At 65.3% G+C, this 13928-nt stretch carries 12 protein-coding genes; 7 read left to right on the top strand and 5 right to left on the bottom strand.

Features of this window, described 5'->3' with window-relative positions; translation table 11 throughout:
• The first annotated feature begins 65 nt into the window (after positions 1–65).
• Genes JLZ96_RS01800 through JLZ96_RS01790 form a run of 3 tightly spaced genes read left to right on the top strand, consistent with a single transcriptional unit; the run spans position 66 to position 4371 of the window.
• Complete coding sequence (locus JLZ96_RS01800; protein ID WP_032365101.1) at positions 66–2063, top strand: APC family permease; 1998 nt, start codon at positions 66–68, stop codon at positions 2061–2063.
• Positions 2060–3331, top strand: coding sequence for a class I SAM-dependent RNA methyltransferase (locus JLZ96_RS01795; protein ID WP_201009401.1), 1272 nt, complete (start codon positions 2060–2062; stop codon positions 3329–3331). The genes JLZ96_RS01800 and JLZ96_RS01795 overlap by 4 nt, the downstream gene beginning before the upstream one ends.
• A 44-nt stretch (positions 3332–3375) precedes the next feature.
• Entirely contained in the window at positions 3376–4371 is a 996-nt protein-coding gene (locus JLZ96_RS01790; RefSeq protein ID WP_236253806.1) for an iron-siderophore ABC transporter substrate-binding protein, read from the top strand.
• Here the strand turns inward: JLZ96_RS01790 and JLZ96_RS01785 are convergent.
• A complete protein-coding gene (locus tag JLZ96_RS01785) occupies positions 4323–4520 on the bottom strand; it encodes a hypothetical protein (protein WP_037219315.1) in 198 nt (65 codons plus the stop codon). The genes JLZ96_RS01790 and JLZ96_RS01785 overlap by 49 nt on opposite strands.
• A 25-nt stretch (positions 4521–4545) precedes the next feature.
• Between JLZ96_RS01785 and JLZ96_RS01780 the strand changes: the two genes are divergently transcribed.
• Positions 4546–5067: a CGNR zinc finger domain-containing protein gene (locus JLZ96_RS01780; protein ID WP_057474665.1), complete on the top strand. Its 522-nt coding sequence runs from the start codon at positions 4546–4548 to the stop codon at positions 5065–5067.
• Positions 5068–5089: 22 nt separating this feature from the next.
• On the opposite strand, the gene JLZ96_RS01775 is transcribed toward JLZ96_RS01780, so the two are convergent.
• Together JLZ96_RS01775 and JLZ96_RS01770 are read right to left on the bottom strand one after the other, a co-directional pair.
• On the bottom strand, positions 5090–5929 hold the full coding sequence (locus tag JLZ96_RS01775; RefSeq protein WP_027496904.1) for an ABC transporter permease: 840 nt from the start codon (positions 5927–5929) through the stop codon (positions 5090–5092).
• Positions 5926–6939, bottom strand: coding sequence for a daunorubicin resistance protein DrrA family ABC transporter ATP-binding protein (locus JLZ96_RS01770; protein ID WP_045841783.1), 1014 nt, complete (start codon positions 6937–6939; stop codon positions 5926–5928). The genes JLZ96_RS01775 and JLZ96_RS01770 overlap by 4 nt, the downstream gene beginning before the upstream one ends.
• Positions 6940–7103: 164 nt before the next feature.
• Between JLZ96_RS01770 and JLZ96_RS01765 the strand changes: the two genes are divergently transcribed.
• Both JLZ96_RS01765 and JLZ96_RS01760 read left to right on the top strand, forming a co-directional pair.
• Positions 7104–7859, top strand: a complete 756-nt coding sequence (locus JLZ96_RS01765) for a sigma-70 family RNA polymerase sigma factor (protein ID WP_027496905.1) — start codon at positions 7104–7106, stop codon at positions 7857–7859.
• A complete protein-coding gene (locus JLZ96_RS01760; RefSeq protein ID WP_094621934.1) occupies positions 7856–8614 on the top strand; it encodes an anti-sigma factor in 759 nt (252 codons plus the stop codon). The genes JLZ96_RS01765 and JLZ96_RS01760 overlap by 4 nt, the downstream gene beginning before the upstream one ends.
• A 42-nt stretch (positions 8615–8656) precedes the next feature.
• Here the strand turns inward: JLZ96_RS01760 and glsA are convergent, their stop codons facing one another.
• Positions 8657–10483, bottom strand: coding sequence for a glutaminase A (gene glsA / locus JLZ96_RS01755; protein WP_094621933.1), 1827 nt, complete (start codon positions 10481–10483; stop codon positions 8657–8659).
• A 180-nt stretch (positions 10484–10663) separates the two neighbouring features.
• On the opposite strand from glsA, the gene dxs reads away from it, so the two are divergent.
• Positions 10664–12544 (top strand): 1-deoxy-D-xylulose-5-phosphate synthase, encoded by a 1881-nt coding sequence (gene dxs, locus JLZ96_RS01750; protein WP_082832200.1) that lies wholly within the window; start codon positions 10664–10666, stop codon positions 12542–12544.
• On the opposite strand, the gene JLZ96_RS01745 is transcribed toward dxs, so the two are convergent.
• On the bottom strand, positions 12531–13859 hold the full coding sequence (locus JLZ96_RS01745) for an MFS transporter (RefSeq protein ID WP_201009400.1): 1329 nt from the start codon (positions 13857–13859) through the stop codon (positions 12531–12533). The two genes, dxs and JLZ96_RS01745, sit on opposite strands and share 14 nt — an antisense overlap.
• Positions 13860–13928: the final 69 nt, after the last annotated feature.

Here is a 13928-nt window from a genome sequence, read left to right as displayed (position 1 = left end):
ATCGGATGGAAGTCAAAGGGCGCGTGGTTGCGCCGCCGGCGACCCGACGGCCTACGCTTCTGATCGTGTCCAAGGTCTCGACTGCCGCAAAGCGGCTGGTTCTCGGTAAGCCGTTCCGCAGCGACAAGCTCGGTCATACCTTGCTGCCCAAGCGAATCGCGCTACCGGTGTTCGCCTCGGACGCCATGTCCTCGGTTGCGTACGCACCCGAAGAGATCTTCCTGGTGTTGTCCGTGGCCGGGATATCGGCGCTCACGTTCACTCCGTGGATCGGTCTCGCGGTCTGTGTCGTGATGGCGGTGGTGGTCGCCAGCTACCGGCAGAACGTGCACGCCTACCCGTCCGGTGGTGGTGATTACGAGGTCGCGACCACCAACCTCGGTCCTGCGGCGGGTCTGACCGTGGGTAGTGCGTTGTTGGTGGACTACGTGCTGACCGTGGCGGTCTCCATTTCGGCGGCCGCGTCGAACATCGGTTCGGCCGTACCCTTCGTCGCGCAGCACAAGGTGCTGTTCGCGGTGGTGGCCATCGTGTTCATCACGTCGATCAACCTGCGCGGTATCCGCGAGTCGGGTGCCGCGTTCGCCATTCCCACATACGCCTTCATGGGCGGCATGTTCCTGATGTTGGGCTACGGGTTGTTCCGGGTCTACGTGCTCGGAGACGACATTCACGCCGAGTCGGCGACGTTCGATCTGAAAGCCGAGGACTCGCATCTGTACGGGATCGCGTTCGCGTTCCTCGTCGCGCGGGCGTTCTCGTCGGGTTGCGCGGCGCTGACCGGAGTCGAGGCCATCAGTAACGGGGTGCCTGCCTTCGAGAAGCCCAAGTCCCGTAACGCGGCAACCACGCTGTTGCTGCTCGGCGGTATCGGCATCACGTTGTTGATGGGCATCATCGTGCTGGCGCAGAAGATCGGCATCAAGTACGCGATGGACCCGGAGACGCAGCTGATCGGGGCACCGGATGGCTACCACCAGAAGACGTTGATCGCGCAGTTGGCGGAGGCAGTGTTCAGCGGGTTCCCCGTTGGGTTCTTCTTCATCACCGCCGTGACGGCGTTGATCCTGGTACTCGCCGCGAACACGGCATTCAACGGCTTCCCCGTGCTGGGCTCGGTGCTCGCTCAGGACCGGTATCTACCCCGACAGTTGCACACACGCGGCGATCGCCTTGCCTTCAGTAACGGCATTCTGTTCCTGTCCGGCGCAGCCATCGTGTTCGTCGTGGTGTTCGGAGCAGAGGTCACCAAGCTCATCCAGCTCTACATCGTGGGTGTGTTCGTCTCGTTCACCCTGAGCCAGACCGGCATGATCCGGCACTGGACCCGCCTGCTCCGAACCGAGACCGATGGCGAGCAGCGCGGCAGGATGCAGCGCTCGCGGGTGGTCAACAGCGTCGGTCTGGCCATGACGGCGACCGTTCTCGTGATCGTGTTGATCACCAAGTTCGCTGCCGGAGCCTGGATCGCGATCGTGGCGATGGTGGCCATCTTCATCCTGATGCGGATGATCAGAAAGCACTACGACACCGTGGCGCGCGAGCTCGAGAACGAGGTGTGGGACGGCGTACTACCCAGCCGCACGCACTCGATCGTGCTGGTGTCCAAGCTGCACATGCCGACCCTGCGGGCTCTCGCCTACGCACGCGCGACCAGGCCCGACACTCTCGAAGCCGTCACCGTCAACGTCGACGAGGTGGACACCCGAGCATTGGTACGTGAATGGGAGGCCAGTGACGTCTCGGTACCCCTGAAGGTCGTCGAATCGCCCTACCGCGAAGTCACCAAGCCGGTTCTGGACTACGTCAAACGAGTTCGACGCGACTCACCACGTGATGTGGTGACCGTCTTCATCCCCGAGTACGTCGTCGGTCACTGGTGGGAGCAGGTCCTGCACAACCAGAGTGCGCTGAGATTGAAGTCCCGACTGCTGTTTCAACCCGGCGTGATGGTCACCAGCGTTCCGTGGCAGCTGCGCTCGTCGGAGAAGGCCAGGCGCGAGGTGCTCGGAAATGCGCCGGGTGCATCGCGTCGCGGCTACGAACCGCCGGCGGGCAAATGACCGAGAACTGGTTCGGGCTGGTGCTCGACGTCGAACTGGGCGCTCCCGGACACGGTGGGTTCTGCGTGGCCCGTCACGAAGGTCGAGTGGTGTTCGTCCGCCACGGGCTACCGGGGGAACGCGTCATGGCCAAGGTGACCGAGGATCGCGGTGGGTCGTTCTGCCGCGCCGACGCGATCGAGATCCTCACCGCGTCTCCGGACCGCATCGACGCTCGCTGCCCCATCTCCGGGCCCGGTGGTTCGGGATGCTGCGACTATTCTCACGCGACCCCCGAAGCCGGTCGTCGACTCAAGTCCTCCGTCGTCGCCGAACAGTTGCGCCGCGTTGCGGGCATCGAGCGGGACGTTCCGGTCGAGGAGTTGCCGGGCACCGGCGACGGCACCGGATGGCGGACCCGTGTTCGGCTGGCAGTGGATTCGGGTGGACGGCCCGGCTACCACCGCTATCGAAGCAGTTCGATCGTCACGGAGTTGTCGTGCCCGCAAATGGATCCGGTTGCGTTCGACGGATTGTCGGACCGTGAGTGGCGCGCAGGTGCCGAATTGCAGGTGGTCCTCGACGGTAGGGGTGAACGCCATGTGGTGGAGGTGGCACCGGCCCAGTTGACGCGAACCGGACGCCGGTCTCCGGGCCGCCGCGGCGCGTCGGCGCGTCGAGCGGCGTCGTCCCGGACCAGGCCGGAAAAGGCTGTCATCGGCTCGGGTCGCGTCACCGAATTCGTCTCGGCGCGGCCGTGGACACTCGATGCCACCGGCTTCTGGCAGGCGCACAAGGGAGCGGCCCAGGTGTACACCGACGTCGTGCGCGACTGGGCGGACGCCGATCCGGGTGACGGCGCATGGGATCTCTACGGCGGTGTCGGCGTGTTCGCGGCGGCTCTCGCCGAGCGGGTGGGATCGAGCGGACGAGTCACCAGCGTCGAGTTCTCGCGCCGGGCCGCCGAGGACGGGCGTTCGGCGCTGCACGACCTTGCTCAGGTCTCGTTCGCGCCGGGCCGGGTCGAGCGATCGATGGATTCGTTGCCGGAATCGGTGGCGGTGGCGGTACTCGATCCGCCGCGAGCCGGTGCCGGACGCGACGTCATCGAAGGTCTCGCGACGCGGTCTCCCCGCACGATCGTCCATATCGGCTGCGATCCGGCATCGTTCGCGCGGGACGCGAGCCTCTACCGGGCAGCCGGTTACGAGCTGACGGACGTGCGCGCGTTCGACGCATTTCCTCTGACCAGCCACGTCGAATGTATCGGCCGCTTCGTCCGTAAATAGGGTTGCCTCACCAATCTTGGCGAGTCTGACGTACCGTTTCTCGGGTGAGAATTCGTCGCACCGTCGGTGCTGTGTCGGTCGCCCTGCTGTTCCTGACCGCCGTCGTCTCGTGTGGGTCGGGCGGGGACGACGGACCCGGATCGGAGGCGCCGTCCGACGGAACGGCGGCTGCGTTCCCTGTCACGATCGATACCGAGTTCGGCGGCGTGACCGTCGACAGTGCCCCGCAGCGCGTCGTCGCGCTCGGCTGGGGTGACGCGGAAACCGCACTCGCGCTCGGTGTCTCACCGGTCGGTGCGAGCGACTGGCTCGCCTTCGGCGGCGACGGCGTCGGTCCGTGGGCGGCCGGGCTCTACGACGCACCACCGCAGATCATCGGGACGCAGGAGCCGTCGTTCGAGCAGGTCGCGGCGCTCGAGCCGGATCTGATCCTCGACACCAAGAGCTCCGGTGACGCCGATCGGTACGACACGCTGTCCGCCATTGCGCCGACGGTGGGTATACCGGCGGGGGCGGACAACTACCTGACAACGCTCGAGCAGCAGGTCACGATGGTGGCCACGGCACTGGGCAAGCAGTCCGAAGGGGACGCGCTGCTCGCAGGAATCGCCGACCGTTTCGATGCAGCGGCCGCTGCCCATCCGGAATTCGCCGGCAAGACAGCGGTGGTCGGGGCCTACAGCGGCACCGGATACGGCGCATACATCTCGTCGAACAGTCGACTCGAGTTCATGAAGAAGCTCGGCTTCGTCACCAGCCCGGCCATCGATTCTCTTCCGCCGCGCGGGTTCTCGGTTCCGATTTCCGGGGAGGAGCTCGACCTGCTCGACGCCGACGTACTGATCGTCTTCCCCATCCAGAAGGCGCCGTCCGAGGTGACCGACAATCCGCTGTTCCAACGGATTCCGGCTGTCGCGGACGGTCGCTACGTCGTGTTCGACGACCCGGAAGTCGCGAAGTCCTACGCCACCAACTCGGCGCTGTCCATCGGCTATGCACTCGACACGGTGGTGCCTGCGGTGGCGAACGTGCTGGGGTGATCCACTTCGGCAACCGGGGCGAATGTCTGCGCGGGTACCGAGACGATGCGTTGAGCTCCGCAGTGGCAGCCCTGGTAGCCGACGAGGCCTTCGCTGGTGTCGTGGAGCGAGCGGGTGGTCCAGGAGTGTGTGCTGTGTTCGATGTCCATGCATCCACTGTGATGTAATGGTCTTGTGCACATCAACCCTTACGGAGAATATGCCGTGAAACTGGGCATCGACCTCCTCAACCGGCCACCCACGTCGCCGAGCGAACTGGGTGCCCGCTGCATCGACGCCGGCCTCGTTCCCGACTGGACTGCCACCGACAACGATCTCGCGGACACACTCGAGTTCCTCCGCGAGTGGGCTCGCGTGGTGGATGCAGAGACAGCCGAGGAGCGCGCCGAGGCCCTGAACGCCCTCCTTGCACAGGCATCCGCGTACCCGCGACTGACCAACCATGCCGACGACGGCTGGCACATGCACTATCGCGACCCCAACATCGCGTTGGGCGGCGTCATCAGGGCACTGGTCGGTGTCGGTACCGCGCTGCACTTGACCGGTCGCGGAATGGACAGACTCCATCGGTGCGCCGCAGCCGACTGCACGACCGCCTTCGCCGACACCTCACGTACCGGACGGCAGCGGTACTGCGGAACCGTGTGCTCGAATCGGGACGCAGTCCGCCGACACCGAGCCCGCGCCGCATCCTGACGCTTGCACCGGGAGGCGCGGATCAGGACTTGCGGTTGTACAGCCGCATCGTGATCGGTCCGAAGATCGCCAGCATCGCCGCCGACAGCACCAGAGTCACTCCGAGTTGGCCGGTGTCGACATCGCCCTGCATCAGGCCTCGAAGTGACGTCACCAGAAAGCTGACCGGGTTGACGTCGACGAACGCACGAAGCCACCCCGGCATCGTGTTGGGGTCGACGAAGATGTTGCTCGCGAACGTCAGCGGAAACAGGATGAACATCGACATCCCCATCACGGCTGCCTCGGTGCGCACGATCATGGCGATCATCGTCCAGATCCAGGACAGACAAAACGAGAACACGAGCAACAGCACTATCGATGCGATCACACCGAGCAGCCCGCCTTGCGGCCGGAAACCGAGAATCAGCCCCAAGATCAGTACGATCACCGACGCCAACGTGTAGCGCACGACGTCACCCAGCAACGCACCGACCAGCGGCGACGGACGCCAGATCGGCAACGATCGGAACCGGTCGAACACACCCTTCTCGATGTCCTTGTTCATCGTCACGCCGGTGTACATCGTGATCATCACCACGGTCTGCACCAGGATGCCCGGCAGCAGAAACTGGATGTACGCGTCGGTCGAACCGGCCAGAGCGCCACCGAACAGGTACGTGAACAACAGCGTGAACATGATCGGAAACGCCGTCACGTCGAACAACTGCTCCGGTACGTGCTTGATCTTCAGCAACGCCCGCCAGCCGAAACTCAGCGAGGTCGACAGCGACGACGGACGCTCCGGCCTCGGACCTGCGGCTGAGAGAACATCGATGATCGTCGACGCCTGTGGGGCGGATCGTTGGGCCTCGGTGGTCATGACGCGATCTCCCCGTTGTCGATTTCAGCTTTTTTCGCACCCACCGGCTCCACTCCCGCTCCCGCGTCGTGCCCGGTCAGCGCCAGGAACACCTCGTCCAGACTCGGCTGACCGAGGGTGAAGGATGCGATGGCGATTCCGGCGGATTCGAGAGCAGGAAGGATCGGTGCCGCCTGCGCCGGATTGTCCAGTCGTGCGGACACGGTGAACGGGTCGGCGTCCTCGGTCACGGTGCTGCCGACCAGATCTCGAACGATTCTCGCCGCGGCATTCCGGTGCCCGGCATCGAGCACGCGCAGGTGCAGTGAGTTCGATCCCACCGATGCCTTCAGCTCGCCCGTCGTGCCCTCGGCGATGACTTTGCCGTGGTCGATCACCGCCACGCGCCCGGCCAGGTGGTCGGCCTCGTCGAGATACTGCGTCGTCAGCAGTACCGTCGTGCCGCCTGCTACCAGTGCACGGACGATCTCCCAGACGTGATTGCGACTGCGCGGGTCCAGGCCGGTGGTGGGTTCGTCGAGAAAGATCAGCTCGGGGGTGACGATGATGCTCGCCGCGATGTCGATGCGCCTGCGCATGCCACCGGAGTAGGTCTTGACCTGTCGCGGTCCGGCGTCGGCGATGTCGAATGCTGTCAACAGTTGATCAGCGCGCGCTCGGGCGGCCGGACGTGAGTAGCCGAGCAGCCGCGCCAGCAGAACGAGATTCTCGGTGCCGGTCAGATCCTCGTCGAGCGAGGCGAATTGACCCGTGAGAGAGACTTTTCGGCGAACGGCCTCCGGCTCGGTTGCCACGTCGTGTCCCAGGACTCGTGCGCTGCCGCCGTCTATCGGAAGAAGTGTCGCCAGCATCCGGATGGTCGTGGTTTTCCCGGCCCCGTTGGGTCCGAGTACGCCGTACACCCCGCCGGACGGGATCGACAGATCCACGCCGTCGACTGCGGCGGTGGTGCCGAAATGTTTGACGAGCCCGTGGGTTTCGATGGCCGTCATGCGTGTCCGTCCCTCCATCGAGCTGTCCGCCCGATTGCCCGCGTTTGTCCGATTCTCGCACCCAGGATGAAGCCCGGTCCAATTCTGCGCAAACGAATTTCGGTCGCGGACCATCCCTCGGGGTGTTTGTTCCGAATATGTACTGCGGCGGGAAAACGCGGAGGTTTCGATATGAGGGCTACATGACCACTAGTGTCATGATCGATGAACTCGATCATGAACCCGTCTGCTGGGACGACAGTCCGATGAGCGTGCCGTTCTCCGACGCTTCCGGATCTGCGGGCACCGGCCGTGACCGAACGCCGCCCGAGTCCGAGGACAGCACCTCGGTCGAGGATGCGGTGTGCGCAGTACCGAGCCCGCAGCTGAAGAATCTGCGTGCCGAGGAGACGGACCGTCTCCGTCGCCTGATGGCCGCCGTTGCCCAGGGCGACCGGTCGGCCTTCGCCGAACTGTACGACGCCACGTCCTCCCGTGTGTACGGGATGGTGGTGCGCGTGCTTCGCGATCCGGGGTATAGCGAGGAGACCGCGCAGGAGGTGTTCCTCCAGATCTGGCGTGCGGCACCGAATTACGATCCGAGCCAGGGGAGTCCGCTGGCGTGGATCATGACGCTGGCACATCGCCGGGCGGTCGATCGGGTACGTAGCGAACAGTCGGGTACCGACCGCGAGGCGGCGTACGGTGCCGTGAGTCACACACCCGAGCACGACGAGGTACTCGAGACGGTGACCCAGCGGCTCGAATCGGAGGCGGTCGTGGCCTGTCTCGACACTCTGACCGATACGCAGAGCGAGTCGGTACGAATGGCTTATTACAGCGGGTACACCTATCGCGAGGTTGCCGAACGGCTCGGGGTGGCCGTGCCGACGATCAAATCGCGCATACGAGATGGATTGATCAAGTTGAAGACATGCCTGGGGGTGATCCCGCAATGAGTGAAGCGTCACGGCAACGACTGCTGGACGAAGCGGAGGTCTATGCCCTCCACGCGATGAGCGAGTCCGAGCGGCGCGCCATCGAATCCGAGCGAATCCGCGTCGACGAGACGACCCGGGCACAATTCGACATCCTCGTGGGTGAGATTCACGAAACGCTGGCGTTGGCTGCGGCGGCAGACGCCACTCCCGCACCCGAACGCGTGCGGGAGGCCGTGCTAGCGCGTGTCGCCGCGAGCGATCAGGAGCCGACGGTCCGAGAACTTCCGCCGAACGTCACTCCACTGCACCGGCACCGACGTGAGCGCTCGAAGACGTGGCGATACTCGTTGGTGTCCGCGGCTGCCGCGATCGTCGTCGCAGTCGGCGGTGTAGTCGTCGTCACGCAGACCATGGGCTCGGACCCGCAGCCTTCCCAGGCCGAGCAGATCGTCGCAGCGCCCGACGCTCGTGAGGCGTCCGCGGAGTTCCCGGGTGGCGGCACTGCAAAGGTGTCGTACTCGCTGAGCCGAGATGCGGTCGTGGTGACTCTGAACGGTGTCCCGGAGCCGCCCTCGGGCCGGGTCTACCAGATGTGGTTCGTCGACGGTGCGCCGCGCTCCGCCGGCGTTGTCACCGAGGATCAGCTCACGTCGAGCGACGGCACCGTGGTGGACGGCATGGGAGCGTCGACCAACTTCGCGTTCTCGCTCGAGCCTGCCGGCGGCTCGGCGCAGCCCACCGAGGTCCTCACGATGATCACGCTCGACGCCTGATCAGGGGCCAAGCACGTCCACTCGGGCGGTTCGACAGTCGGATCAGATGCCGATGTCGAACCGCCCGAGCGTCTTGACGACGGCCGCCATCTGGCCGTACGCGCCGCTGGCCAGATTTTCCAGTAGCGCCAGCTTCACTTCCGGGGCGTCCCGAGTCAGTGCCTCGAAATGCGATACCGACACGACCACCAGATCGACAGGGGTGTCGGCCACCATGTCCAGCAGGAACGGCACCGACATCAGCAGCGGCATCTCGCCGAAGCTCATCCCGGGGGAGAGCGTCGTGATGCGGTGTTTGCCCCCGTCTGCGGACACGGCCGTCGATGTCACTTCTCCGCGCAGAATCAAGAACAGACCCGCTGCCGGCGCACCACGGTGAACGATGACGTCGCCCCGTGCGTAGTGACGTTTCTCCAGATAAGGAGTCACCGAGTCGAATTGCTCGGTGGACAGACCGGCGAGCAACGGGTGCTCGGCCGGAGTGATCTCTGCCGGTTGCCGCGCGCCGGAGCAGTGCCGATCGAGCAGCAGGTTCTCTGCCCACTGGATGGCCGAGCTCAGACTCGAGTACACCCGGCCCGCCGGATCATTCGGGTCCAGGCTCGACGTCGTGTGGCCCATGATGGCTCTGGGATCCACCAGGCACACCACACAGCCGTGGTCGGCGAGATCGCGGCGTAGGTCCTCGAACATCGAACGGGCGATGTCGCTCACCTCGTCGACGCCACGAACGTCGATGACGAGTGCATCGAGATTCCGGTCGAGGTTGCCGATCTCGCGGACCGCTGTCTCGGCACCCGAGAACAGCAGGTCCCCGTGCAACTCGTAGACCCGCGCGCGGTCGCCGACTGCAGCGAGTGTGGCCTGTTCGATCTCGGATCGTCGTTTTCGCGACGGTGCCTCGGTGAGAACGTACCGACGTCGAATCGACGATTTCGCGGCCCGAGTGACGTGCAGAAAGTGCAATTCGAGTCTGGTGGAGAGTTCTCGGCAGGCAGCAACGCCGCGCACGCTGTTGCCGTGCGAATCGAGGCGGGGGGAGTAGACGGCGATGCCCATCTGCCCGGGAAGCACCGCCAGAATGCCGCCGCCGACCCCGCTCTTGGCCGGCATACCCACCCGCGCCACCCAGTCGCCTGCGCCGTCGTACATGCCACAGGTCGTCATCACCGATAGCACGCGTTCGACCAGTGCGGGTGCCAGGGCGCGCTCCTTGGTGTGGGGATTGACTCCGTTGTTGGCCATCGTCGCGGCCATCATGGCCAGATCCGCCGCCGTGACGTCGATCGAGCACTGGCGGAAGTAGAGGTCGACGGCGGCCTCCGGATCGTGGTCGATGATGCCGAAGGACCGCAGCATGTAGCCGATGGCGCGATTGCGGTGTCCGGTACGCGCTTCGGATCGATACACCGCGTCGTTGAAGCTCAGAGACCTTCCTGCGTACCGGGAATACGACGCTCGGATGCGCTCGAATCGTTCCTCCGCGGTGCGGCCGCCGATGAGCGACGCGGACGTGATCGCACCCGCGTTGATCATCGGGTTTCGGGGCCGCTCGGTGACGGCGTCCAGGCTGATCTCGTTGAACGGCTCACCCGAGGGTTCGACGTCGATCTTGCCCGCGACGACGTCGAGGCCGCGGTCGGCCAGCGCGAGTGCATAGGTGAAGGGCTTGGAGATGGATTGGATGGTGAACGGCATCCTCGTGTCGCCGACTTCGTACAGGTAACCGTCGGTGGTCGTCAGGGCGATACCGAAGCCGTCCGGCGTCACGGCTGCGAGTTCGGGGATGTAGTCGGCAACCTGTCCCGACGCGTCGTCCCGGCACAGTTCGTGAACCCGGGTCAGGATGGCATCGACGACGTTGCTCATGGGCGACACTGTATGTCGGGTGTCCGTTTCGAGCTTATTCGAGGTTAGGGGCGACTGACCCCGGGCACCTGCCTACTCGACGGTAGTGTCGGCGAGACAATGCTGGACGGGGCGACTGGGTGCAGCCACTCCGTAGACTGGTTTTTCGAATATGTTTTCCGGCCGGAGGGAGCGATCTCGTTGGGTGTCCTAGCGCGAATTCAGACGCCCGAGGACTTGCGCGACCTCGATAGTGCGGAGCTGGCCGAACTGGCTCGCGAGATCCGCGCCTTCCTGGTCGAGAAGGTATCGGCAACAGGGGGCCACCTCGGTCCCAATCTGGGAGTGGTGGAGCTGACTCTGGCGATCCACCGCACCTTCGACTCACCGCGTGATCCGGTCATCTTCGACACGGGCCACCAGGCCTACGTGCACAAGATGCTCACCGGACGCGCCGGAATGTTCGACACACTCCGCAAGCAGGGCGGGCTGTCCGGCTATCCGTCTCGGGTCGAGAGCGAACACGACTGGGTCGAGTCCTCGCACGCATCGGCATCCTTGTCGTATGCCGACGGGTTGGCCAAAGCGTTCGCCCTCAAGGGGGAGACCGACCGGCATGTCGTGGCTGTGGTCGGTGACGGCGCGCTGACCGGCGGTATGTGCTGGGAGGCGCTGAACAACATCGCAGCCGGCCGAGACCGGTCGCTGGTGATCGTCGTCAACGACAACGGCCGTTCGTACGCCCCGACCATCGGCGGGCTAGCCGATCACCTGGCAGCTCTGCGACTGCAGCCGGGATACGAGAAGATTCTCGACAACGGCCGCCGGATCGTACGACGGATCCCCGTCGTCGGCCGCGCCGCCTACACGATGCTGCACGGCATGAAAGCCGGAGTGAAGGACGCCATCAGCCCGCAGGTCATGTTCACCGATCTCGGCATCAAGTACCTGGGCCCGGTGGACGGTCACGACCAGCACGCCATGGAATCGGCACTGCGCAGAGCCAAGGCGTACGGCGGCCCGGTCATCGTGCATGCGGTGACCCGCAAGGGCATGGGCTACATCCATGCCGAGAACGACGTGGCCGACCAGATGCACGCCACCGGCGTCATCGATCCTGCGACCGGCCTCGCCCGATCCAAATCGGCTCCGGATTGGACGTCGGTGTTCTCGGCGGCGCTCATCGAGCAGGGCGAGCAGAACGAGGACGTCGTGGCCATCACCGCCGCAATGGCCGCGCCCACCGGGCTCGCGGCGTTCGGGGTGCGGTTTCCGGACCGAATGTTCGACGTGGGTATCGCCGAGCAGCATGCGATGACGTCGGCCGCCGGGCTTGCGCTCGGCGGCATGCATCCCGTGGTCGCCATCTACTCCACGTTCCTCAACCGCGCGTTCGATCAACTGCTGATGGACGTCGCCCTGTTGGGTCTTCCCGTCACGATCGTGTTGGACCGCGCGGGAGTCACCGGTGCCGACGGCGCGTCCCACAACGGAATGTGGGACATGTCTCTACTCGGCATCGTTCCGGGCATGAAGGTGGCAGCGCCCCGAGACGCCGCCACTCTTCGAGAGGAGCTGGCCGAGGCGATCGCCACCTCGGACGGCCCTACGGCACTTCGCTTCCCGAAGGGCGCGGTCACCGAAACGGTGCCTGCAGTGCGCAGGTTGGACGGAATACTCGACGTGCTGACCGAGCCGTCCGATGCCACCGGCGACGTGCTGATCGTTGCCGTCGGGGTGTTCGGGTCGCTCGCCCTCGACGCCGCGAAAAAGCTCGAAGCAGAGGGTATTTCGGTTGCCGTCGTGGATCCACGCTGGGTGCTTCCGGTCCCGCAGTCGCTGCTCAAGATGGCCGAGGACTACCGGTTGGTCGTCACCGTCGAGGACAGCGGCCTGCACGGCGGGATAGGTTCGACGCTCTCGGCCGCGCTGCGCGGTGCCGGTGTCGACGTGCCCTGCCGCGATCTCGGTGTGCCGCAACGGTTCCTCGACCACGCATCTCGGGAGCAACTGCACCACGAGTTCGGACTCACCTGCGAAACCGTGGTGCAGCAAGTCTCGCATTGGGTCAAGAGCCTCTGACGGCGTCGGCCGGCTCCGCCTCGCTTCCGACCACGACGCGGCGGCCGGCCACCGCACCTGCTGCAGCCATGGGGATCGTCACCAACAGAAGAAACACAATCGACGGTTCCCACCGCTGCGTCGCCGAATGAACGGCCCCGCACACCAGCGGACCGGCAGCAGCCAGCACGTATCCGACCGTCTGCGCCATGGAACTGAGCGACGCAGCATCACGGGCGTTCGAGGCCCGCAGGTTCATCAGCGTCAGCGCGAGCGACAACTGCCCGCCCTGGCCCAAACCGAGCAGTACCGCCCACACCAGGGCCCAGGAATCGGCCGACGACACTATCCCGAGCAGGCCCACGCACGTCGGTAGCGTCACGGCGACCGCCAACGCGCTCTGATTCCCCAACCTTGTCGCGAGGCTCGGAACCGTCAATGCAGTCAGCACGCTGCTGACCGACAATGCCGTCAACAGCAGACCGGCATCACGCGCGTCTACCCCGCGATCACGGAAGATCGTCGGTAACCACGCGATCATCGAATACGCCATCAACGACTGCAAACCCATGAATGCCGTCAACGACCACGCCACGGGCGATGTCAGAACCCCCGTGCGACTCCGAGGAGCGTCGTCGGGGACTGTCGCCGACCCGGCAACCGACCGCCCGCGCGACAGCGTTCGCCCGAAGACCGCCATACTTCCGGCGGCCAACACGACCGGAATCGACCACAGCCCCAGAACAATCCGCCAACCACCATCGAAGGCCTCGGCCAACGGAACGGACACTCCCGACGCCACTCCCGCACTGGCACTGATCACAGCGGTCAACACCCCGGTCAACAACCCCAGTCGTCGCCCCGCCGCCGCATCGGGTTCACCTGTCGAGCTCCACTCTCTGCCCCTGGGTCGTTCCGACAGGCTCCACTCCCTGCCCCTGGGTCGTTCCGACAGGCTCCACTCCCGCACCACCAGACGGACGAAAACCGGACCCAGCACATTCGCCACCGCGATACCCGCCGCCGCGACGAGAGTGCCGACCACGAGGATCGGCCACGACGGCACCGCGCGTACAGCTGTGCCGACGGCCACCAGGAACAGGCACACCACGAGAACGTGCGTGACCTGGGCGCGGCGCACGAAATGGCGTGCGGTGGCGGCGAATACACCGAGGCAGATCACCGGACCCGTGGTCAGTAACGCCATGGATGTCGAGGTCGCGGAGTAGAACTCGGCGATGTCGGAGGTGAGTGCCGACGTACTGCCGAACAGCAGGCGCAGGCTCAGTCCGAACACCACGACGGTGCCCACGGCGCATGCGATACGAAGCTTCATGTCCTACTTTCGACGGCAGATCGACCGACAGAGTGCACCCCCACCCTGCCTTATCGGTCGAGAGAACCG

It is taken from the genome of Rhodococcus sp. NKCM2511 (genome assembly GCF_014905595.1).
GTDB classification, from domain to species: Bacteria; Actinomycetota; Actinomycetes; order Mycobacteriales; family Mycobacteriaceae; genus Rhodococcoides; species Rhodococcoides fascians.
This window is presented reverse-complemented; position numbering and strand designations above follow the sequence as displayed.